Consider the following 23,868-nt stretch of genomic DNA (forward strand, 5'->3'; position numbering starts at 1 on the left):
AAAAATCAGCTTAATTATTTCTAATATTGAAAAAATGTCAGTTATAATCTAATGGCATAATTTCTGACTATTATGAAAGTATAAAAAAAATTAATTTAATCAATAAAACGTATTAAAAATGGGATTAAACATTAAACCTTTAGCAGACAGAGTTCTTGTAGAACCTGCACCTGCAGAAACAAAAACAGCTTCCGGATTAATCATTCCAGACAATGCAAAAGAAAAGCCACAACAAGGTACAGTTGTAGCCATAGGTAATGGTAAAATAGACGAACCATTAACTGTAAAAGTTGGTGATACTGTTTTATATAGTAAATATGGCGGAACAGACCTTAAACTAGAAGGTAAAGATTATTTAATGATGCGCGAATCTGATATTTTAGCGATTATATAAATAATGCTATTTGCTTTTGGCTATTTACCTAAAGCAAAGAACAATAAAGTAAAAACAAAATATTTTAGCTATGAGCCAAGAGCCATAAGCTAAAATCAAAAAATAAAAAACAATGGCAAAAGATATAAAATTTGATATTGAAGCAAGAGATGGTTTAAAACGCGGTGTAGATGCATTGGCAAATGCCGTAAAAGTAACTTTAGGACCTAAAGGTAGAAACGTAATTATTTCTAAATCTTTTGGTGCGCCAACTGTAACTAAAGATGGTGTTTCTGTAGCAAAAGAAGTAGAATTAGAAAACGAGCTAGAAAACATGGGAGCTCAAATGGTAAAAGAAGTTGCATCTAAAACTAACGATTTAGCTGGTGATGGTACAACAACTGCTACTGTTTTAGCACAAGCAATCGTAAAAGAAGGCTTAAAAAATGTTGCTGCGGGCGCAAATCCTATGGATTTAAAACGTGGTATTGACAAAGCTGTAGAAGCAATTGTTACAGATTTGGAAAAGCAAACTCAAAAAGTTGGTAATTCATCAGAAAAAATACAACAAGTAGCTTCTATTTCTGCAAATAACGATGCAGTTATAGGAGATTTAATTGCGACTGCTTTTGGTAAAGTTGGTAAAGAAGGTGTAATTACTGTAGAAGAAGCTAAAGGAACAGATACTTATGTAGATGTTGTAGAAGGTATGCAATTTGATAGAGGTTATTTATCGCCATACTTTGTTACAGATGCAGATAAAATGATTGCAGATTTAGAAAATCCTTATGTATTATTGTTTGATAAGAAGATTTCTAACTTACAAGAAATTTTACCAATTTTAGAGCCAGTTTCTCAATCTGGTAGACCTTTATTAATTATTGCTGAAGATGTAGATGGACAAGCATTGGCAACTTTAGTTGTAAACAAATTAAGAGGTGGTTTAAAAATTGCTGCTGTTAAAGCACCAGGTTTTGGAGACAGAAGAAAAGCAATGTTAGAAGACATCGCTATTTTAACTGGCGGAACTGTAATCTCTGAAGAAAGAGGATTCTCTTTAGAAAACGCAACTTTAGATTTATTAGGTACTGCAGAAAGTATTACTATTGATAAAGACAATACTACAATTGTAAATGGTTCTGGTGATGCAGATACTATTAAAACAAGAGTTAGTCAAATAAAAGCGCAGATAGAAACTACAACATCAGACTACGACAAAGAAAAATTACAAGAACGTTTAGCTAAGTTAGCTGGTGGTGTTGCTGTTTTATATGTTGGTGCTGCCTCTGAAGTAGAAATGAAAGAGAAGAAAGACAGAGTTGATGACGCGTTACATGCAACAAGAGCTGCTGTAGAAGAAGGTATAGTTGCTGGTGGTGGTGTTGCTTTAGTTCGTGCTAAAAAAGTATTAGAAAAATTAGCTACAGAAAACTTAGACGAAACTACAGGTGTACAAATTGTTAATAAAGCAATTGAGGCTCCTTTAAGAACTATCGTAGAAAATGCTGGTGGCGAAGGTTCTGTTGTAATAAACAAAGTTTTAGAAGGTAAAAAAGACTTTGGTTATGATGCAAAATCAGATCAATATGTAAATATGTTAGATGCTGGTATTATCGATCCGAAAAAAGTGACTCGTGTTGCTTTAGAAAACGCAGCTTCTGTTGCAGGAATGATTTTAACTACAGAATGTGCTTTAATAGACATTAAAGAAGATGCGCCTGCTGGTGGAGGAATGCCTCCAATGGGTGGTGGAATGCCAGGAATGATGTAGACCACAGCGTGGTAGACAAATATCTCACTCATATGTAAAATATAGTTTGAGTTTCTCTTTTGTTATTTCAACTTTATAGAGAAAAATTAAATAAAAAAAATCCGTTAGAATTTACTTTCTAACGGATTTTTAATCTTTAGTAAACATCGATTAACCTTGAGCACACATAGCATCCCAAGTTGTCCAGAATTTCACATTAACACCTCCCATTAAAGGTTTTTCATCTGCTATTAAACCAACAAAAGATGCACAATTAGAATTACAACCAATTACATTTCTACTACCAGATTGTGCAGGAACATTAACTCTCATAGGTGGATTCGTAGATGTATTTAATGCGGTAACTTCAATAGTAAAGTCTCCTGATAAATTTGGAGTTTTAATTTGTTTTGTAGGATTTTCTGAAGTTATTGTATCACTCCAACTTCCTTGAGAAAAGGTAACCGACCAACCTTTTACAACATTTGCCGTATCATTTTGTGGCGAAATATAAACCCAAAACTGAGCACCTCCTCCTAATGTAACTTCGCTTTCAATATTTGCAATTCCAGACATAATAAATTGTTTTTTTTAATTTCTTACTCTATTATAGGTTTTTCAGATTCCACCTTTTAGAGTTGTAAAATTCATGTAAAACAAGCATTAATTTTAGCGTGCAATTACCCTTTTTATAAATTCTAGTACTTGTACCTAAGTAAAATACCCCATCGATTAAGATGAGGTATTTATACTTTATAGTTAAATTTAATTACATTTTTTGCAACCAAGTTTTAATATCTACTTCTGCTTTTATAATATCCTTTAAATCAGAAATTTTAACACGTTTCTGATCCATAGTATCTCTATGCCTTATGGTAACAGAATTATCTTCTAAAGAATCGTGATCTACAGTTATACAAAACGGTGTACCTGCAGCATCTTGTCTTCTATAACGTTTACCAACAGCATCTTTTTCATCATAAAAAACATTAAAATCCCATTTTAAGTCATCCATAATTTGTCTTGCAACTTCTGGTAAACCATCTTTTTTTACTAAAGGTAAAACGGCAGCTTTAAAAGGTGCTAGAACTGCTGGCAACTTTAAAACTGTTCTTGTTGTACCATTTTCTAGAGCTTCTTCTTGTAAAGAATTAGAAAAAACGGCTAAAAACATTCTATCTAAACCAATAGAAGTTTCTACTACATAAGGTGTGTAATTTTTGTTCTCTTCGTGGTCGAAATATTGTAATTTCTTTCCAGAATGTTCTTCGTGAGCTTTTAAGTCGAAATCTGTTCTAGAATGAATTCCTTCTAATTCTTTAAATCCGAACGGAAAATTAAATTCGATATCTGCAGCAGCATCTGCGTAATGAGCTAATTTTTCATGGTCGTGAAAACGATAGTTCTCGGCTCCCATTCCTAAACTTAAATGCCATTTTAAACGGGTTTCCTTCCATGCATCATACCACTCTTTTTGTGTACCAGGCTTTACAAAAAATTGCATTTCCATTTGTTCAAACTCACGCATTCTAAAAATAAATTGTCTTGCAACAATTTCATTTCTAAACGCTTTACCAGTTTGTGCAATTCCGAAAGGAATTTTCATTCTACCTGTTTTCTGTACATTTAAGAAATTGACAAAAATACCTTGAGCTGTTTCTGGCCTTAAATAAACTTGAGTAGAACTTTCGGCAGAAGCCCCAATTTGAGTACCAAACATTAAGTTAAATTGCTTAACTTCTGTCCAATTTTTAGACCCTGTTAATGGGTCTGCAATTTCTAACTCTTCGATTAATAATTTTACATCAGCTAAATCTTCATTTTCTAAAGATTTACCCATTCTAGATAAAATAGTATTAATTTTTTCTTGATAACCAAGAACCCTACCATTAGTAGCTAAAAATTCTTCTTTATTAAATGCATCTCCAAAGCGTTTTGCTGCTTTGGTTACTTCCTTGTTTATTTTACCTTCTATTTTGGCACAATAATCTTCTATTAAAACATCTGCTCTATATCTTTTTTTAGAATCTTTATTATCAATTAAAGGATCATTAAATGCATCTACGTGGCCAGAGGCTTTCCATGTTGTTGGGTGCATTAAAATAGATGCATCTATACCAACAATATTTTCGTGCATTTGCACCATTGCTTTCCACCAATAATCTCTAATATTTTTCTTTAACTCAACACCGTTTTGAGCATAATCGTAAACCGCACTTAAACCATCATAAATTTCAGATGATTGAAATACATAACCATATTCTTTAGCGTGCGATAATACTTTTTTAAATTGATCTTCTTGTTTTGCCATAATGGCGACAAAGATAAACGTTTAGACAACTTTTTCAAGAAAAAAATAATTTCATTTTAACAAAAATAAGAGGGTTTTATTTGGAATAACCTCTGTAAAACTCAAAATATTGTACTAAAAAATTTAAACTATCTTTAGTAAAAAAAAGCGAAAGAGTTAAAATGAAATTTTTAAAGGATTTATTACATCTTTTTTACCCTGAAATTTGCGCAAATTGCCAAACCCAATTGCTTAAAAATGAAACCATATTGTGTTTATTATGCAGACACGATTTACCTTTAACTAATTTTGATAGTTACACCAATAATAAAATTACCAACTCGTTTAAAGGTAGAGTTTTAATTGAAAAAGCATATGCATTATTATTTTTCAGGAAAAAAAGTATTACAAAAAATTTAATTCACGAGCTTAAATACAAAAACAACGAAGATATTGGTGTGTTTTTTGGGAATTGGCTTGGAGAATTACTAGCAAATAATAAAGCGTTTTCTAAAATAGACTGTATTATTCCTGTACCTATTCACGCTAAAAGAAAACGTAAAAGAGGCTACAATCAAGTTACCAAATTCGGTGAAACTTTAAGCAAACATTTAAACATCCCTTTAATTGAAGATGTTTTAATTCGAAATTTAGACACTAAAACACAAACCCTAAAAGGAAGGTTTGAAAGATTTAATAATTTAGAAGCTAAATTTGAGATTACAGACAATTCAATTCTAAAAGACAAACACATTTTAATTATAGATGATGTAATTACAACCGGTGCAACAATAGAAGCATGTGCCAAAGAACTTTTAAAGTCTACAGGAATTAAAATTAGCATATTAACAATGGCTTATACAGATTAAATTTTGTGATTTATTTTGAAAAATAAATTGTTAATTTGTAAAAAATTTACTTTTGTGAAATTCATTTATAAACCTCTTTTTTTTATAGTTCTTACTGCTTTAATTCTTAGTTGTGCAAAAACAGGTAGACCAGATGGCGGACCAAAAGATGAAAATGCACCTTTATTTGTAAACTCGAATCCGCCTTACAAAACAATTAACTTTAATAAAAAAGAAGTTAAATTAGAATTTAATGAGTTTATAAAATTAAAAGATTTAAACAAACAATTAGTTGTTTCTCCGCCTTTAAAAAACCCTTTACTAGTAACACCTCAAGGAACGGCTAGCAAGTTTTTAAAAATAGAAATCTTAGATACTTTAGCAAAAAACACAACATATATTTTTAATTTTGGTAATGCTATCGAAGATAATAATGAAAGTAATCAATTAGAACAATTCAAATACATTTTTTCTACAGGAAGTTATATCGATTCTCTTGAAACATCAGGAACTATTAAAGACGCTTTTTTAAACAAAAAACCTAAAAATACAAGTGTTGTATTGTATAAGTTAGACAGTACTTATACAGATTCTATAATTTACAAACAAAAACCAAATTATGTAACAACTGCTATAGACACAACCTCTTTTCGATTTACAAATTTAAAAGAAGGAAAATATCTTTTAATGGCACTAGAAGAATCTACTAGCGATTATATTTTTAATCCTAAATTAGATAAAATTGGCTTTTATACAGACACAATTACATTACCAAAAGATAGTATTATTAATATCCCAATTACACTTTTTAAAGAAAAACAACCTTATGCTTTTAAAAGAGCTAAAGAAATTACAAAAGGTAAAATAGAATTTGGATACGAAGGTGAGGTAAAAGATTTTAAAGTTTCTCTATTATCTAAAGTTCCCGAAGATTTTAAAAGTATCTCTAAATTCGAATTAGAAAAAGATACTTTAAACTATTGGTTTACACCATTAGAATTAGACTCGCTTAATTTTCTTGTTAAAAACGATATTTTTATCGATACAGTAACAGTTAAATTTAGAAAGAAAAAATTAGATTCTCTAACACTAAAGCCTTCTATAAGTGGTACTCTACAATTTAGAGACACTTTTTTCATAAAAAGTAACAATCCTATCATTAAATTAGACACTAGTAAAATTACATTTACCAACAAAGATTCGATAAATGTAAAATATTCTAACTTTGTTTCTAGCAAAGAGAATAAGATTGGTTTTATCTTTAAGAAAAATCAAAAAGAAAGTTACAATATTAAGGCATTGCCCGGTAGTTTTACAGATATTTACAATATTCAAAACGATACTTTAAATTACAATTTTAACACCATCGAGTTAGAAGATTATGGTAAAATTACTTTAAACGTAATAAATTCTGATTCAGAAAATTTAATTATTGACCTACTAACAGGTAAAGACTTTGATAAAATTGTAGAAAGAAGATATTTAAATAAAACAGAAAAGTTAGTTTTTACATTGTTAGTGCCCGATACATATATGGTTAGAGCTATAATTGACAAAAACAATAATAAAAAGTGGGACACAGGAAACTTTTTATTAAGACAAAAGCCAGAAAACATTATTTATTATCAAGAAGAGCTAAAAGTAAGAGCTAACTATTTTTTAGAAGGTAACACATTCACAGTTAAAAACTTAAAATAACCTTGCAACTGTAAAAAATTTATTTATCTTTGTTTTTTTACTTTTAAGACCCCTAAATCTTGAGAACCCCTATAACAATTATTTTTGTAATTGTTTTTATTCTAGAATTTAAGGCGCAACATTACACACACGACGTAGGTGGGTTTGTTGGCACCACTAGTTTACAAACAGATTACGGTGAGAGAAACCATTTTGGAAGCGAGTATAACAACAAAGGTATGTCTTTTGCTGTTGCTCATTATCTTCATTTTTTCAACAGAACATTGCGTTGGGATCCTAATGATATTATGAGAAATCACTTAATGGTTAAAACAGAAATTCAGTATGTAAAAAATACCGAATTAGAACATCATGGCTATTGGGCTTCTAAACAAAGTTATGGTGGCGAACAGCTAAGAGCTATGAAAGGTAGTATTAGGATGATAAATTTAGGTTTGCATTTAGAATATTTTTTAAGACCTCTAGAAGAATTTGTTTACCCTTACACAGATATTTCTTTCAATCCGTTTTTTACATTTGGTATTCAGTATTCATTTTATAACAATAGTTTAAAATCTGACCTTGGAGATTGGCAAGAAGATATTGCTGTATTACCAAAAAAATACACAGAAGAAAACTCTCTAGATATTGGTAGCGGAGAAGCTTTCGCATTTAATATAGGATTGGGTACCAGATATAAACTTACAGAAAAATTAGACTTATCTGCGCAATTCAATTATTCATATTTCTTTTCGGATACAATAGATGGTTTGAAAGCCGAAGTTTTTGAAAATAAAAACAATGAATGGGCATTAACAATGCAAGTTGGTTTGATATATCACCTTAACTTTAGTACGCCATTATTCTATTAAAGCTAACAGAAGAACCTTTACTTAACTAAATAAATTCGCTATAAATTAATTTTTTAGTTGTTAATTTTAGTAAAAAAACTAAACTAAAAATACAATGATGTATTTGATAAAAATAAAGGTAAAAACCCTGTCTAGTTAACAAAATAAGTTTCACTAACCTATTTAGTATTTTGAAAAAAGAGAATTTAGGGTAATTTTAAGCTCACTAGCTTAATTCTAAGAGGTGATAAAATGTAGCTTTTACCGTTAAAAACTTTTAATTTTAGCCACAACCTTCTATGTCTAAAAATTAATCAAATAATTAAGTTAATTTAAACTTGACTAATAATAGGATGTAATTTACTAAAGTTTTAAATGGGAAAAATTTCTAAATGTAGAGGGCTATTTAAAGTAAAATCTACTTTAAATTAATATAGAAATTAGTTAATGTTTTAGGGTATTTTAAGACGTATCTGTCTGCAATTTCAATAGTATGTTTAATCATTCTAACATCTACTAAAACTTTGTGTTTAACGTTAGAGGAAACTTTATGTTTAGGTAGAATTTTCTTGAATGGATTACTCATATTTACTTATAATGATTCGTATATTTTTACAACCTTAGCTTTGGCTCGCTTAACTCTCATTTTCACTGCACTTTCACCTATATTTAAAATTTCTTTTATTTCTTTAATACTCTTTTCATCTTGGTATTTCATCAATAAAATCATTTTATCCGAAGGATCTATTAAAGCTAATGCCTTTGCTAGTTTAGCAGATTTTAATTCCAATAAACTAACATCTTCTATTTCATCAAAAGAATCGTTATTCTCTTTAATTTGATCTGTTACAATTGTAACTTTTTCTTTTTTCTTATGACTGTTTCTTTGTACATAATTTACACAAAAATTATACGTAAAAGAATACAACCAAGTAGAAAACTTAGAATTACCTTTAAAAGTTTTTAATTTTACAAATAATCTTACAAAGACATCGTGCATTAAATCCTCTGCCTCTTCTTTGCTTTTAGAAAAACCATAACACTTATTATATACAACTGTAGAAAATCTATCGTATAAGGTTGCAAATAATTCTGTATTGTTAGTTCTAACTATTTCGAAAACTAATTCTTCATCTGTAATTTTTAATTCTATCGTATTCACTTCGGTTGGTTTTATGACACTAAATAAATAAATAAGTCACACGTAAATTTTTTAAAAAGATAAACGGTAAATATTTATCGATGAATGGTATTATATTATCTTTTTGTAAAAAAATTATTTCTTTTTGTAACATTATTATTACTTCTTACGTATAAGTAATTGTAGCAAGAGTATTAATCCTTAAAAAAAGGTTAGAGAGAATTTAGATGAGACAACTTAAAATTACCAAGCAGGTTACCAATAGAGAAACTGCATCATTAGACAAATATTTACAAGAGATAGGAAAGGTAGACTTAATTACTGCCGATGAGGAAGTAGAATTAGCACAGTTAATTAAAGCCGGAGACCAAAGAGCTCTAGAAAAATTAACAAAAGCCAATTTAAGATTTGTTGTTTCTGTAGCAAAACAATATCAAAACCAAGGATTAACATTACCAGATTTAATTAACGAAGGTAATTTAGGATTAATTAAAGCTGCAAAACGTTTCGATGAAACTCGTGGTTTTAAATTTATTTCTTATGCCGTTTGGTGGATTCGTCAATCTATTTTACAAGCGTTAGCAGAACAATCTAGAATTGTACGTTTACCTTTAAATAAAATTGGTTCTATTAATAAAATTAACAAAATGTACGCTTTCTTAGAACAAGAAAACGAGCGTCCGCCTTCTGCAGAAGAAATTGCTAAGAAATTAGACATGACTGTTAATGACGTTAAAGAATCTATGAAAAACTCTGGACGTCACGTATCTATGGATGCTCCTTTAATTGAAGGTGAAGATTCAAATTTATACGATGTATTAAACTCTGGTGAGTCACCAAACCCAGATAGAGTTTTATTACATGAATCTTTAAGAATAGAAATTAACAGAGCCTTAGAAACATTAACTCCAAGAGAAGCAGATGTTGTAAAATTATATTTCGGCTTAGGTGAACACCAACCGATGACTTTAGAAGAAATTGGTGAAACTTTCGATTTAACTCGTGAGCGTGTTCGTCAAATTAAAGAAAAAGCAATTAGAAGATTAAAACATACGTCTAGATCTAAAATTTTAATGACATACTTAGGTTAATCATTACAAATTATAAAAATTAAAACTCTCAAATTTATTTTGAGAGTTTTTTTTTGAAGCTATTTCCTGCTTTACGTTATATCTTTTTTAATTCTTCAAAAAAGGATGTCACTTCAATCAGGGCTATACCTGCTTATAAACTTTTACCTATATTTAATTTTAAAGTTTTTTTTGAATACACATTCCTCACATTTTTAATTTTAGAAAGAGCTCTAAATCTAAATCAGTATTCATCAATTAAAATGATAAAAGTTTTTAAAATATCAGATATATTCCTTAAAAATCTTTTTTCTTTTCGTGCAAAACGCCCAAAAAATTAAAACCTTGGCTATCGCCCTACGATTAATTACCTTTGCAAACCAAAATAACAACACAACAATAAATACATGAATAATTTAATTGCACCTTCGGTTTTAGCGGCAGATTTCGCCAACTTACAACGCGATATAGAAATGGTTAATAATAGTGAGGCAGATTGGTTTCATATTGATATTATGGATGGCGTTTTTGTACCAAACATATCATTCGGGATGCCTGTGTTAAAAGCCATTAAAAAACACGCCACTAAAACAATCGACGTACATTTAATGATTGTAAATCCAGATCAATACATACAAACATTTGCAGATTTGGGCGCTGATATTTTAACTGTTCATTACGAAGCTTGTACGCATTTACACAGAACAATACAAGCTATAAAAGCTGCCGGAATGAAAGCTGGAGTTGCCTTAAACCCACATACACCAATTGCAGTTTTAGAAGACATAATTGCAGATTTAGATTTGGTTTGTATTATGAGTGTTAACCCAGGTTTTGGCGGACAATCATTTATAGAAAACACGTACAAAAAAGTAAGTCAATTAAAACACTTAATAGAGTTTACAGAATCGTCTTGCCAAATAGAAATAGACGGTGGTGTAACCAATTTAAACGCCAATAAATTAATAGAAGCTGGTGCAAATGTATTAGTGGCAGGTAGTTATGTTTTTGGAGCAGAAAACCCTACAGAAACAATTGCCGATTTAAAAAATATTATACAGTAATTGCTATATACAGTAGTAGACATAGAAACCACAGGAAATGGATATAAAGGTTCTAAAATAACCGAAATATCCATTTTTGTTTTCGACGGAAAAAAAATTGTAGATGAGTTTACATCTTTAGTTAACCCAGAACAAAATATACCTGCATTTATAACCAATCTTACCGGTATTACAAATGCCATGGTTAGAAATGCGCCTAAATTTTACGAAATTGCTAAAAAGGTAGAAGAAATTACAAAAGACACCGTTTTTGTGGCTCATAATGTTAATTTCGATTACAATATAATTCACGAAGAATTTAAAAATTTAGGTTTTAGTTTTAAACGAAAAAAGCTATGTACAGTTCGTTTATCAAGAAAAATTATGCCTGGTTTAAATTCTTATAGCTTAGGTAATATTTGTACTGTAGAAAACATCCCTATTAATGGTAGACACAGAGCAAAAGGTGATGCCGAAGCAACTACAGAATTATTTAGACGATTGATAGAAAGAGACGACAATTTTATAATTAATTCTTTTTTAAACCCTCGCTCTAGGCAGGCAACTTTACCACCTCTTTTAGACAAGAAAATTGTAGATAATTTACCCGAAACTTTTGGTGTTTACTATTTTAAAAATACAGCAAAAGAAGTAATTTATGTTGGAAAAGCTAACAATGTAAAACAGCGTGTTATTAGTCATTTTTACGACAAAAAGAAGAAAGAACAAAATATGTGTTTAGAAACTGCTGATATTTCTTTTATCGAAACAGGTAGTGAACTACTAGCATTACTGCATGAATCGGAAGAAATTAAAAGCATTTATCCTAAATACAATAGAGCACAAAGAAAATCTGGTGAAGCTGTGGGTTTGTTTTCTTATGAAGACCAAAAAGGTATTATTCATTTGGCGTATAATAGGTTAAAATTAATTCCGAATGCAATGATGAAATATTACTCTGTTGCAGAAGCTAGAAAACATATAGAAAATTTGTGCGAAGAATTTAATCTTTGTCCTAAATACTGCCATTTACAAACAAATGTCTCTAGTTGTTTTCATTATCAAATTAAAGAATGTAAAGGCGTATGTTGCGGTAAAGAATCTGTTAAAGACTATAATTTACGCGTAAAAGAAGCAATAAAATCTGTAGGAATTGGAGCAGAAAATTTAGTAATTAATGAAACCGGAAGAACTGAAAACGAAATTGGTTTTGCCCTTATTTTAGACGGAATTTACAAAGGTTTTGGTTATGTAGATTCTAACCAAGCTAATCAATTAAATAATCCAGAAGACTATCAATTTTTTGTACAACCTAAAAAAGACAATAGAGACGTGCAAAGAATTATTGCAGGATACTTAAAGAAAAAAAATGCTTTTTCTGAAGATACTGATCACATTGAATCTTCAGAAAAAGTATAAATTTTTTATTTTACTACTTCTTTTTTTTATTTTTCTTTAGTTTATTTAACCAAATTATTGTTCCGGTAACTGGTAAACTTGTTGCTATTAAACATGCCAAGAAATATATAATTTTAGAAAACATTCCGTAAATTTCTCCTGTGTGTAATGGTTTAATTAAAGATGCAATTTTAACATTAAATGGTTTGTCTTTAAAATAATCTACAGCCAAAACTTTACCTGAAGCGTCCAAATATAATTTATCTGTAAAAACTGGTGAAAAGCTAGCTTCATCAGACTTTCTAAAACTATAATAGTTATTTCTTTTACTAGGAAAAGTTACCGACAACTCACCTTTATAATCTAGAGTTTGATTTGCTCTTGCAATAAGTTTGTCTACGTTTAACATTTTATCCGAAGAAATTTTATCTGCATTTATTTTTACACTAGATCGATTAAAAACCTTTGTACCAAGAACAGTACTTAAACCTTCTCTATAACCTTCGAAAGACCAACATAAACCAGTTAACCCCATAATTACAATAAAAATACAAGCGTAAAAACCTAAAGTGTTATGTAAATCGTGATTTATCCTTTTCCAATTTGCATTGAACTTAATTTTAAGTCCTTGCTTAAAATTTTTCAATTTTACTCTTCTTGGAAACCAAAGAACAATACCAGTTAGAGAAAGAATCAAAAAAATTATTGTAGAAACTCCAACAATTGGTCTTCCTATATTTGTATCTAACATTAACCATCTATGTAATTTAAACATTGAAAATAGAAATGCATCTGCGCTCGTTTTTTCTACTTTTTTTACTTCCGCATTAAATGGATTTACTAATACTTTTGAGCCTCTTCTTTCTTTTAAATCCTTTTTTATATTGAAAACATAAGGCTCTAAATTTTCTGAAGGAACTGTAACTCCAGTAACAAATCCAATTTCTTTTTCTTCAAGTATTTTAATAAGAGATGAAACCGCTATTTTTTTATTTGAAGCTTCAATTTTAAACTCTTCAGCAAAAAAATCTTTTATCTCGTGCTCGAATGTTAAAACTGTACCTGTTAAACATACCACAAAAAGTACAATTCCGCTAGCTAAACCAAGCCAAAGATGAATATCATTTATAAGTTTTCTAAAAGTATATGATGTCTTTTTTTTCATTGGTAGTACGTAAATTTATGTTTATTTAGACTTGTTTTAAATAAAGATGCAAATATAAAAATTGAAATGATAAAAACAATATTATTTAGATTAAATATAAATAAACTTATAGTTTAAAAATATGTGCTCAGAAATAATGTGACTATTAAAACTTAATAGTGTCATAATAATGTCGCACGAAAAAATATTCATTACTTTTGTGCTCTTAAATTTTTTTATCTTATGTTAACATATGTAAAAAAAACGAAATTATTTGGGGGAATACTTCGTTTTAAATTGCATACTACCCTAGTCCTATTCACATTAATAGGTATTTTAAATTCATCAAACGTTTTAGCTCAGTCAACTATAGATTGGAGTACAGCAAATTGGCCACAAGGTTCTACGTCTGGTACAGTAAACTTAACAACGCCTGCTGGTTTTAAACAAGAAACTGTTACAATTAACATTACTCGTAACACTGCAGATGGAAATTATTATTCAAGTGCTGCTACCGGAACTTTCCCTAGAATAGATCGTGCTTCTGGCGGTTTATTTGGTGGTGTTGATGATCTTGGTATTGCATTTGACCCTGCAGACACTGGTAGGGCAAACGCTAATTCACCTGTAACTATAAGGTTAACTTTTAGCCAAAACATTACAAATCTAAAATTTGGTATCTCAGATATAGACCATAGTATTGGTAGAGTTGATAGAGTAACCGTAACAAGTAACGCTGGATCACCAAACTCAATAACAATAGTAGATCCACCAAATACAACGATAGCATCTAGAACTATTAATTCTGCTCAATCATCAACTGCAAATGTAGATTCGAACAATAATGACAACGGATCTATCATTGTAGATTTTGGTTCTAAATCTGTAAGAACAGTTACAATTGTTTATACAGATAACAACAACTCTAATGGAGCAAGAGGTGCTGGTTTTTTAGGTAATTTTTCATTAAAAACAGCTAGTATAATAGATGCCATTAACGAAAGTGCAACTACAACTTATGGCATTGGTGGTACTGTTGTAAATAATGTTTTATCTAATGATATCTTAAAAACTACAGCACCTACACTATCAACAGTAAATCTAACACAAGTTAGCACAACTAATTCTAATATTAGTTTAAATACATCTACAGGCGCTGTAAATGTTTCACCAAATACACCAGAAGGTACTTATACATTAGTATATAGAATATGTGAAAAAGCTTCAACTTCTAATTGTGACACTGCCTCAGTTACAATAACTGTAACACCTCCAGATAATGACAATGATGGTATTGCAGACGATGTAGACTTAGATGACGACAATGATGGTATTTTAGATACTGATGAAAGAAACTTGGTAGATTGTAATACTAAAGCAGCTCCTATATTCAGTTCTGCCAATGGACCTTTTTCTTATAACGGATCTAATGTTAATTCACCAACAGTTGGTAGTCAATTTTTATATAATGATGTTTATCCTGGTGTAGATGCCATTGTAACAATTGTATCTTCTACAGATACGGCAATAATAACTTTAGATGTTCCAGAAACAACAGCTGGGATAGATAATAATTTTCAACCAGAAATTCAGCATGCAAGCCCTACAAGTTTTACAGAATTTAGAATAGACTTTGTTATTGCAGATACAAACACTCCTGCACCAAAAACAACTTATATATTATCAACCATTGATAATGATTTATATGAGTTTGTTACCTACAAAGATGGATATACTGATATTTTACAAACAGACACTCCAAATAGTCTAAATACTTTAACAGGACAACCAGCCAACGCAGGTGGTTTTAATAGAGGATACATAAGTGATGGTACTCTTGGAGAACAAATAGCTGTAGATAGACCAGAATATCAAATAACTGCTACTTATGCACTTAGTTCATCTGTAAGCATAAGATTTGGTAATGGTATATCTTCTAACCAACCTTCTTTTCACTCAATAACTTTAGAGCCTTGTATTCCCCTTAACAACTGGAGTACTCCACCTGTATTATATGAAGACATCGATACAGATGGTGATGGTGTTCCTAACTCATTAGATTTAGATTCTGATAACGACGGAATAACAGATGTTATCGAATCTGGAGGAACAGATGCTAATAGAGATGGAAAAGCAGATGGAAACGTAGGTACTTCTGCTACAACAAATGGTATCCCTAGTTCTGCTGGTACAGGAAATACTCCCGCCAACTCAGATTCAGATACTTTACCAAATCATTTAGATATAGACGCAGATAATGATGGTATACCAGATAATATAGAAGCTCAGACTTCTAATGGTTACATCCCTCCTAGTGGCGTAGCAACTAATATAGTAGATGTCAATAAAAATGGTGTAGATGATAATTATGAATCGGGCGCATTAATCGGTTTCAACCCCGAGAATACCGATGGCATAGATAATCCAGATTATTTAGATTTAGATTCAGATAATGATGGTATTACAGATATAAGAGAAAATGGAGATAACAACAATTCATTATCAGGCATAGATTCAGATAATGATGGTTTAGATAATGCTTTTGATGATAACAATGACTCTAGCATTGCCGGTTCTACTGTAAATGACGGTTTAGGTAATGGTAATAAAATTACTGATATCAATTCTTTAGAAAATGCTTACGGTGATAATGATAACAATTTCAATCCTGGTGATGGAAATTTAGATTACAGAGATTTTAAAGATTTTGATAAAGATGGCATTGCAGATTCTAATGATTTAGATGATGACAACGACGGAATTTTAGATACTGTTGAAACTGCTTCTTGTGTAGGAAGTTTAAACTATGAATTTTATGATAGTGTACCAGCAGGAAATACAGTAGATAATATCCCTACAACTGGCGCTTTAGGTACAGGTACTGTCTCTAATTTTGATGTAGCTGCTTTACAAAGAATAGTAACACCAGCAGATGACCAAACATATAGTATTAGATATACAGGGTATATAAATATCCCAACAACCACAAACTACACTTTTTATTTAAATTCTGATGATGGTTCTAAACTTTTTATAGATGGAAATCAAGTTGTAGATTACGACGGACTGCATGGTGCCGGAGGATTGGTAACTGGTGACAATATTCCTCTAAAAGAAGGTTTACATGAAATTACTATCTTGTTTTTTGAAAATACAGGCGCACATTCTTTAGATGTAGAATATTCAAGCTCTACTATTTCAAGAAGAAATTTACCTTTCTCTATCTTGTCACCAAATTGCGACACCGATAATGACGGTTTACCAAATCATTTAGATATAGATGCCGATAACGATGGTATTCCAGATAACATAGAAGGTCAAACTTCAAATGGTTATGTTGCTCCAAGTGGAATCGGAACATCAATTACCGACTTAAATAATAACGGTGTAGATGATAATTATGAAAATGGTCAAATAGGTTTAACACCAGTTAATACTGATATTTCTAATGATTCTATTCCAGATTATTTAGATTTAGACTCAGATAATGACGGCATAATTGATGTTTTAGAAAATGGAGATAATGATAATGGCGTATCTGGTACTGATACTGATGGTGACGGTTTAGACGATAATTTTGATGACAACAATGATAGTAACACAGAAGGTTCTACTGTTAATGATGGTTTAGGTAACGGTAATAAAGTAACTAATACAACTACATTAGAGAGTGCTTACGGTGATCAAGACAATGATTTTCCTGGTTCTGGTGATTTAGACTACAGAGATAAAAATGATATTGATAATGATGGTATAGCAGATGTTTTCGATTTAGATAACGATAATGATGGTATACCTGATGTAGACGAAATGGATTGTAGTGGCAATAACCTAGGTAATTCAGCTCCTTTATTGGGTGCTTTTAGGGATAATATCTTTTGGTTAAATTGGGATGGAGAGTTCACCAACGGTATAAACTTAGGAGATAGCAAAACGTTTACAATGCCAGATGGCTCTACTATAACAGCTACAGTTATATCGGCTGCAGCTAAAAATGGGTTAACAACAGATTTTGTACCTGTAGATATGGCTGCTTGGGATGCAAATCCAAATCCGCATTTAAAACAATATTACGATACAACACCAGATAATGAAGTTCTTTATAACCCTTCTGGTAAAGCTTCCTCTGAAATCGACTTTACAATAAGATTCACAGGTTTAAATAATAATATTGTATTCACACCTAACCTTGTAGTTGCCGATGGTGAAAGTACAGATGAAATTACAGAAAAAGCACAATACTATACTTCAGGTACAAATTGGGAAATATTAGATAACATACCAAATACTTTTACAAACTCTAATATAAATGCTAAAGAAGCATTTTTAGAAGGAAATGACACAGGTTCTGGTGGAAATGGTTTTTATGTTTTAAAATCAAATAAAGCAAACACAATTAGAGTTGTTCTTAAAAACACTGTAAATGGTTCTTCACAAGGTGTTGCTTTCGGGATTTTCTTAGATTGTTTACCTATAGATTCTGATAATGATGGTATTCCAAATCATTTAGATTTAGATTCTGATAACGATGGTATTCCAGATATTGTAGAAGCTGGTGGAACAGACACTAACGGTGACGGTAAAGTTGACAATATTAATGCCAATGGTACTTTAATTAATGATGCTAACAATAACGGTTTAGATGATTTATATGATGTTGATAACGGAGGTAATAAAATACCAAACTTAGACTCTGATGGAGATGGCATTCCGAATACTCAAGACTTAGATTCAGACAACGATGGTATTCCAGATATTGTTGAAGCTGGTGGAACAGACACTAACGGTGACGGTAAAGCTGATAACTTTGTTGATGCTGATAATGACGGATTTAATGATGTTGTGGATGGGGATGTAGGTCAAGATGGTACTTCAGAAAATTCTGCTAACGCTTTAATCGTAACGGGTGCAGATACAAATAACGATGGGACACCAAATTCTTATCCAAATGGTGATACTGACAATGACGGAATCTTAGATCATTTAGATTTAGATGCTGATAATGATGGTATTGCTGATGTTGTTGAAGCTGGTGGAACAGATGCTAACGGAGACGGTAAAGCTGACAACTTCGTTGATGCTGATAACGACGGATTTAATGATGTTGTAGATGGGGATCCTACAAATGCTCTAGTAAACGGTAGTGATGCGAATGGTGCTAATACTGCAAACACTTTAATCGTAACGGGTGCAGATACAAATAACGATGGAACACCAAATTCTTATCCAAATGGTGATACTGACAATGACGGAGTCTTAGATCATTTAGATTTAGATGCTGACAACGATGGTATTGCTGATGTTGTTGAAGCTGGTGGTACAGATACTAACGGTGACGGTAAAGCTGATAACTTTGTTGATACTGATAACGACGGATTTAATGATGTTGTAGATGGGGATCCTACAAATGCTCTGGCAAACGGTAGTGATGCGAATGGTGCTAATACTGCAAATGCTTTAATCGTAACGGGTGCAGATACAAATAACAATGGAACACCAAATTCTTATCCAAATGGTGATACTGACAACGACGGAATCTTAGATCATTTAGATTTAGATGCTGATAACGATGGAATCGCAGACGTTGTTGAAGCTGGTGGTACAGACACTAACGGTGACGGTAAAGCTGATAATTTTGTAGATACTGATAACGACGGATTTAATGATGTTGTAGATGGTGATCCTACAAATGCTCTGGCAAACGGTAGTGATGCAAATGGTGCTAATACTGCAAACGCTTTAATCGTAACGGGTGCAGATACAAATAACGATGGAACACCAAATTCTTATCCAAATGGTGATACTGACAATGACGGAATCTTAGATCATTTAGATTTAGATGCTGATAATGATGGTATTGCTGATGTTGTTGAAGCTGGTGGTACAGATACTAACGGAGACGGTAAAGCTGATAACTTTGTTGATGCTGATAATGACGGATTTAATGATGTTGTAGATGGGGATCCTACAAATGCTCTCGCAAACGGTAGTGATGCGAATGGTGCTAATACTGCTAACGCTTTAATCGTAACGGGTGCAGATACAAATAACGATGGGACACCTAATTCTTACCCTGCTGGTGATACTGACAACGACGGAATCTTAGATCATTTAGATTTAGATGCCGACAACGATGGTATTGCTGATGTTGTTGAAGCTGGTGGAACAGACACTAACGGTGACGGTAAAGCTGATAACTTTGTTGATGCTGATAACGACGGATTTAATGATGTTGTAGATGGGGATCCTACAAATGCTCTAGCAAACGGTAGTGATGCGAATGGTGCTAATACTGCTAACGCTTTAATCGTAACAGGTGCAGATACAAATAACGATGGAACACCAAATTCTTATCCAAATGGTGATACTGACAACGACGGAATCTTAGATCATTTAGATTTAGATGCTGACAACGATGGTATTGCTGATGTTGTTGAAGCTGGTGGAACAGATGCTAACGGTGACGGTAAAGCTGACAATTTTGTTGATGCTGATAACGACGGATTTAATGATGTTGTAGATGGTGATCCTACAAATGCTCTAGTAAACGGTAGTGATGCGAATGGTGCTAATACTGCAAACACTTTAATCGTAACGGGTGCAGATACAAATAACGATGGAACACCAAATTCTTATCCAAATGGTGATACTGATAATGACGGAATCTTAGATCATTTAGATTTAGATGCTGATAATGATGGTATTGCTGATGTTGTTGAAGCTGGAGGAACAGATGCTAACGGAGACGGTAAAGCTGATAACTTTGTTGATGCTGATAACGACGGATTTAATGATGTTGTGGATGGGGATCCTACAAATGCTCTAGCAAACGGTAGTGATGCGAATGGTGCTAATTCTGCTAACGCTTTAATCGTAACGGGTGCAGATACAAATAACGATGGGACACCAAATTCTTATCCAAATGGTGATACTGACAATGACGGAATCTTAGATCATTTAGATTTAGATGCTGATAATGATGGTATTGCTGATGTTGTTGAAGCTGGTGGTACAGATACTAACGGTGACGGTAAAGCTGATAACTTTGTGGATGCTGATAACGACGGATTTAATGATGTTGTAGATGGGGATCCTACAAATGCTCTAGCAAACGGTAGTGATGCAAATGGTACAAATACTGCAAACACTTTAATCGTAACGGGTGCAGATACAAATAACGATGGAACACCTAATTCTTATCCAAATGGTGATACTGACAACGACGGAATCTTAGATCATTTAGATTTAGATGCTGATAATGATGGTATTGCGGATGTTGTTGAAGCTGGTGGAACAGATGCTAACGGAGACGGTAAAGCTGATAACTTCGTTGATGTTGATAACGACGGATTTAATGATGTTGTGGATGGGGATCCTACAAATGCTCTAGCAAACGGTAGTGATGCAAATGGTACAAATACTGCAAATGCTTTAATCGTAACGGGTGCAGATACAAATAACGATGGAACGCCTAATTCTTATCCAAATGGTGATACTGACAACGACGGAATCTTAGATCATTTAGATTTAGATGCTGATAATGATGGTATTGCTGATGTTGTTGAAGCTGGTGGAACAGATGCTAACGGTGACGGTAAAGCTGACAATTTTGTTGATGCTGATAACGACGGATTTAATGATGTTGTAGATGGGGATCCTACAAATGCTCTAGCAAACGGTAGTGATGCGAATGGTGCTAATACTGCTAACGCTTTAATCGTAACGGGTGCTGATACAAATAACGATGGAACACCAAATTCTTATCCAAATGGTGATACTGATAATGACGGAATCTTAGATCATTTAGATTTAGATGCTGATAATGATGGTATTGCTGATGTTGTTGAAGCTGGAGGAACAGATGCTAACGGAGACGGTAAAGCTGATAACTTTGTGGATGCTGATAACGACGGATTTAATGATGTTGTGGATGGGGATCCTACAAATGCTCTAGCAAACGGTAGTGATGCGAATGGTGCTAATACTGCTAACGCTTTAATCGTAACGGGTGCAGATACAAATAACAATGGAACACCTAATTCTTATCCTGCTGGAGATACTGACAATGACGGAATCTTAGATCATTTAGATTTAGATGCTGACAACGATGGTATTGCTGATGTTGTTGAAGCTGGTGGAACAGATACTAACGGTGACGGTAAAGCTGATAACTTCGTTGATGCTGATAACGACGGATTTAATGATGTTGTGGATGGGGATCCTACAAATGCTCTGGCAAACGGTAGTGATGCGAATGGTGCTAATACTGCAAATGCTTTAATCGTAACGGGTGCAGATACAAATAACGATGGAACACCAAATTCTTATCCAAATGGTGATACTGACAATGACGGAATCTTAGATCATTTAGATTTAGATGCCGACAACGATGGTATTGCTGATGTTGTTGAAGCTGGTGGAACAGACACTAACGGTGACGGTAAAGCTGATAACTTCGTTGATGCTGATAACGACGGATTTAATGATGTTGTAGATGGGGATCCTACAAATGCTCTGGCAAACGGTAGTGATGCGAATGGTGCTAATACTGCAAACGCTTTAATCGTAACGGGTGCAGATACAAATAACAATGGAACACCAAATTCTTATCCAAATGGTGATGCTGATAATGACGGTAAACTAAACTTTATTGATATTGATGCAGATAACGATGGTATACCAGATAATATAGAAGGTCAAACTTCGAATGGTTATGTAGCACCTAGTGGTATAGGAAGTTCGATTACTGATGTTAATAAAAATGGTGTTGATGATAATTATGAAGATGGTCAAATAGGATTAACTCCAATAAATACAGATAGTAATGTTGATAATATTCCAGATTATCTAGATTCAGATTCTGACAACGACGGAATATTAGATATTTTTGAAAATGGAGATACAGATAATGTATTATCTGGTTCTGATATAGATAATGATGGTTTAGACGATAACTTTGATGATAATAATGACTCTAGTATACAGGGTTCAACTGTAAACGATGGTTTAGGTAATGGTGATAAAGTTACAAATATTACAAATCTAGAAAATGCTTATGGAGACGCAGACAATGATTTCCCTGGTTCTGGAGATTTAGATTATAGAGATACATCAGACAGAGATAACGATGGTATTGCAGATAATATAGATATTGATGACGACAACGACGGAATTTTAGATCTAGTGGAAAATGGCAATAACGATGCTGATGGAGATGAAGATGGAGATGGAATACCAAATTACAGAGATACTACTGATAATGGAAATGCTGGTGATGGTTCTGTAACCAATTATACAGACTCAAATTCTGATGGAATTCCTGATGTTTATGATTTTGATAATGACGGAATTGCAAATCACATAGATTTAGATGCAGATAATGATGGAATACCAGATAACATTGAAGGGCAATCTACTATAGGTTACGTTGCTCCATCTGGAAATGATGCTGATAGCGATGGTTTAGATGACGCTTATGATGCAACACCAAATGGTAATGCAGATGGTTTAGGGTCATTAGGGTTAACTCCAATAAATACAGATGTAAGTGCGGCTGTAGGTTCAGATACAACTCCAGATTATTTAGACTTAGATTCAGACGGAGATGGTTTATTTGATGTTGTAGAATCTGGTGCTGGCTTGCCAAACGATGGTAACGGAACATCAACAGGTACATTTGGTGCTAATGGATTAAATGATTTAGCTGAAACAGGAAATACAGATTTAGGTTATACAGATATTAACGGTATATACGATAATACACAAACAGATAATTTTGATGATAACGATCAAGATGTTTTAACTGTTGGTGATGTAGATTATAGAGATATTACAGATGATGGAATACCTATGATAACGCAAGTGTATCAATTCGAAGATGAAAGATGGATTGAGATTACCAATATTCATCCAACAAAAAGTATTGCTGCAAATCTTATCAACATACAATTATATAAAGACAGAATTGGTGTGCAAACTACAGCGCCAGATGTAACGCATACTGTCACATCAGCATTGGCTCCAGGTCAATCTGTTATCTTTGGTAATTCAAATAATACGTTAACCAACATAAACAGTAGTGCAATTGCTGTTAAAAACAACGATTTAACAGACGTAAGTGGTGCTAATGATATTATAACTTTATCTAAAGTAAATGGTGTTTCTTCTTATGAAAACAGATATGATATTATCGAGTCTTTTAAAGACAAAACATCGTATGTAAGAATAGATGAAACACTACAACCAAATGTAAATTATACAGAAAGTGAGTGGGTTGTTTTTAT

General features: G+C 32.3%; 14 protein-coding genes. 9 read left to right on the forward strand and 5 right to left on the reverse strand.

The features are described from left to right. The first annotated feature begins 118 nt into the window (after positions 1 to 118). Both ACYPV9_RS12130 and groL read left to right on the forward strand, forming a co-directional pair. Positions 119 to 394, forward strand: a complete 276-nt coding sequence (locus ACYPV9_RS12130; RefSeq protein ID WP_077811052.1) for a co-chaperone GroES — start codon at positions 119 to 121, stop codon at positions 392 to 394. 112 nt (positions 395 to 506) lie between these two features. Next, the gene (groL, locus tag ACYPV9_RS12135) at positions 507 to 2,144 is read left to right on the forward strand and encodes a chaperonin GroEL (protein ID WP_077811051.1); all 1,638 of its coding nucleotides are present in this window, start codon (positions 507 to 509) and stop codon (positions 2,142 to 2,144) included. 150 nt (positions 2,145 to 2,294) lie between these two features. On the opposite strand, the gene ACYPV9_RS12140 is transcribed toward groL, so the two are convergent. Both ACYPV9_RS12140 and ACYPV9_RS12145 read right to left on the reverse strand, forming a co-directional pair. Then, positions 2,295 to 2,699, reverse strand: a complete 405-nt coding sequence (locus tag ACYPV9_RS12140; protein WP_149025911.1) for a hypothetical protein — start codon at positions 2,697 to 2,699, stop codon at positions 2,295 to 2,297. 193 nt (positions 2,700 to 2,892) lie between these two features. After that, positions 2,893 to 4,434 carry a glycine--tRNA ligase gene (locus ACYPV9_RS12145; RefSeq protein ID WP_077811049.1) on the reverse strand — a complete coding sequence of 514 codons (1,542 nt, stop codon included), beginning with the start codon at positions 4,432 to 4,434 and terminating at the stop codon, positions 2,893 to 2,895. A gap of 161 nt (positions 4,435 to 4,595) precedes the next feature. Here ACYPV9_RS12145 and ACYPV9_RS12150 point away from each other — a divergent pair, with 161 nt between their 5' ends. From ACYPV9_RS12150 to ACYPV9_RS12160, 3 genes are read left to right on the forward strand one after another with little or no spacing between them, the layout of a single operon-like run. Next, the gene (locus ACYPV9_RS12150; RefSeq protein WP_077811048.1) at positions 4,596 to 5,282 is read left to right on the forward strand and encodes a ComF family protein; all 687 of its coding nucleotides are present in this window, start codon (positions 4,596 to 4,598) and stop codon (positions 5,280 to 5,282) included. 54 nt (positions 5,283 to 5,336) lie between these two features. Then, positions 5,337 to 6,959 (forward strand): Ig-like domain-containing domain, encoded by a 1,623-nt coding sequence (locus tag ACYPV9_RS12155; protein ID WP_299063547.1) that lies wholly within the window; start codon positions 5,337 to 5,339, stop codon positions 6,957 to 6,959. A 59-nt stretch (positions 6,960 to 7,018) separates the two neighbouring features. After that, positions 7,019 to 7,810, forward strand: coding sequence for a THC0290_0291 family protein (locus ACYPV9_RS12160; RefSeq protein ID WP_299063545.1), 792 nt, complete (start codon positions 7,019 to 7,021; stop codon positions 7,808 to 7,810). A gap of 397 nt (positions 7,811 to 8,207) precedes the next feature. On the opposite strand, the gene ACYPV9_RS12165 is transcribed toward ACYPV9_RS12160, so the two are convergent. Further along, on the reverse strand, positions 8,208 to 8,375 hold the full coding sequence (locus ACYPV9_RS12165) for a hypothetical protein (protein ID WP_299063543.1): 168 nt from the start codon (positions 8,373 to 8,375) through the stop codon (positions 8,208 to 8,210). A gap of 6 nt (positions 8,376 to 8,381) precedes the next feature. Beyond that, the gene (locus ACYPV9_RS12170) at positions 8,382 to 8,951 is read right to left on the reverse strand and encodes an RNA polymerase sigma factor (protein ID WP_299063541.1); all 570 of its coding nucleotides are present in this window, start codon (positions 8,949 to 8,951) and stop codon (positions 8,382 to 8,384) included. Between the two features lie 206 nt (positions 8,952 to 9,157). Between ACYPV9_RS12170 and ACYPV9_RS12175 the strand changes: the two genes are divergently transcribed. The 3 genes from ACYPV9_RS12175 (at position 9,158) to ACYPV9_RS12185 (ending at position 12,462) form a co-directional block, all read left to right on the forward strand. Beyond that, positions 9,158 to 10,021, forward strand: coding sequence for a sigma-70 family RNA polymerase sigma factor (locus ACYPV9_RS12175; RefSeq protein WP_018942691.1), 864 nt, complete (start codon positions 9,158 to 9,160; stop codon positions 10,019 to 10,021). Between the two features lie 386 nt (positions 10,022 to 10,407). Next, entirely contained in the window at positions 10,408 to 11,064 is a 657-nt protein-coding gene (gene rpe / locus ACYPV9_RS12180; RefSeq protein WP_459744084.1) for a ribulose-phosphate 3-epimerase, read from the forward strand. After that, on the forward strand, positions 11,065 to 12,462 hold the full coding sequence (locus ACYPV9_RS12185) for an exonuclease domain-containing protein (RefSeq protein WP_459744086.1): 1,398 nt from the start codon (positions 11,065 to 11,067) through the stop codon (positions 12,460 to 12,462). Between the two features lie 13 nt (positions 12,463 to 12,475). Here the strand turns inward: ACYPV9_RS12185 and ACYPV9_RS12190 are convergent, their stop codons facing one another. Further along, complete coding sequence (locus tag ACYPV9_RS12190) at positions 12,476 to 13,606, reverse strand: PepSY-associated TM helix domain-containing protein (RefSeq protein WP_459744088.1); 1,131 nt, start codon at positions 13,604 to 13,606, stop codon at positions 12,476 to 12,478. A gap of 276 nt (positions 13,607 to 13,882) precedes the next feature. Here ACYPV9_RS12190 and ACYPV9_RS12195 point away from each other — a divergent pair. After that, positions 13,883 to 23,868 (forward strand): beta strand repeat-containing protein (locus ACYPV9_RS12195; protein ID WP_459744091.1); only part of this gene is annotated, 9,986 nt, incomplete at its 3' end.

Source organism: Polaribacter sp. OB-PA-B3 (assembly GCF_054589375.1).

Coding starts and splice junctions, on each gene's coding strand:
- ACYPV9_RS12130 (WP_077811052.1), top strand. CDS start 119: ATGGGATTAAACATTAAACCTTTAGCAGACAGAGTTCTTGTAGAACCT.
- groL (WP_077811051.1), top strand. CDS start 507: ATGGCAAAAGATATAAAATTTGATATTGAAGCAAGAGATGGTTTAAAA.
- ACYPV9_RS12140 (WP_149025911.1), bottom strand. CDS start 2,699: ATGTCTGGAATTGCAAATATTGAAAGCGAAGTTACATTAGGAGGAGGT.
- ACYPV9_RS12145 (WP_077811049.1), bottom strand. CDS start 4,434: ATGGCAAAACAAGAAGATCAATTTAAAAAAGTATTATCGCACGCTAAA.
- ACYPV9_RS12150 (WP_077811048.1), top strand. CDS start 4,596: ATGAAATTTTTAAAGGATTTATTACATCTTTTTTACCCTGAAATTTGC.
- ACYPV9_RS12165 (WP_299063543.1), bottom strand. CDS start 8,375: ATGAGTAATCCATTCAAGAAAATTCTACCTAAACATAAAGTTTCCTCT.
- ACYPV9_RS12175 (WP_018942691.1), top strand. CDS start 9,158: ATGAGACAACTTAAAATTACCAAGCAGGTTACCAATAGAGAAACTGCA.
- rpe (WP_459744084.1), top strand. CDS start 10,408: ATGAATAATTTAATTGCACCTTCGGTTTTAGCGGCAGATTTCGCCAAC.
- ACYPV9_RS12190 (WP_459744088.1), bottom strand. CDS start 13,606: ATGAAAAAAAAGACATCATATACTTTTAGAAAACTTATAAATGATATT.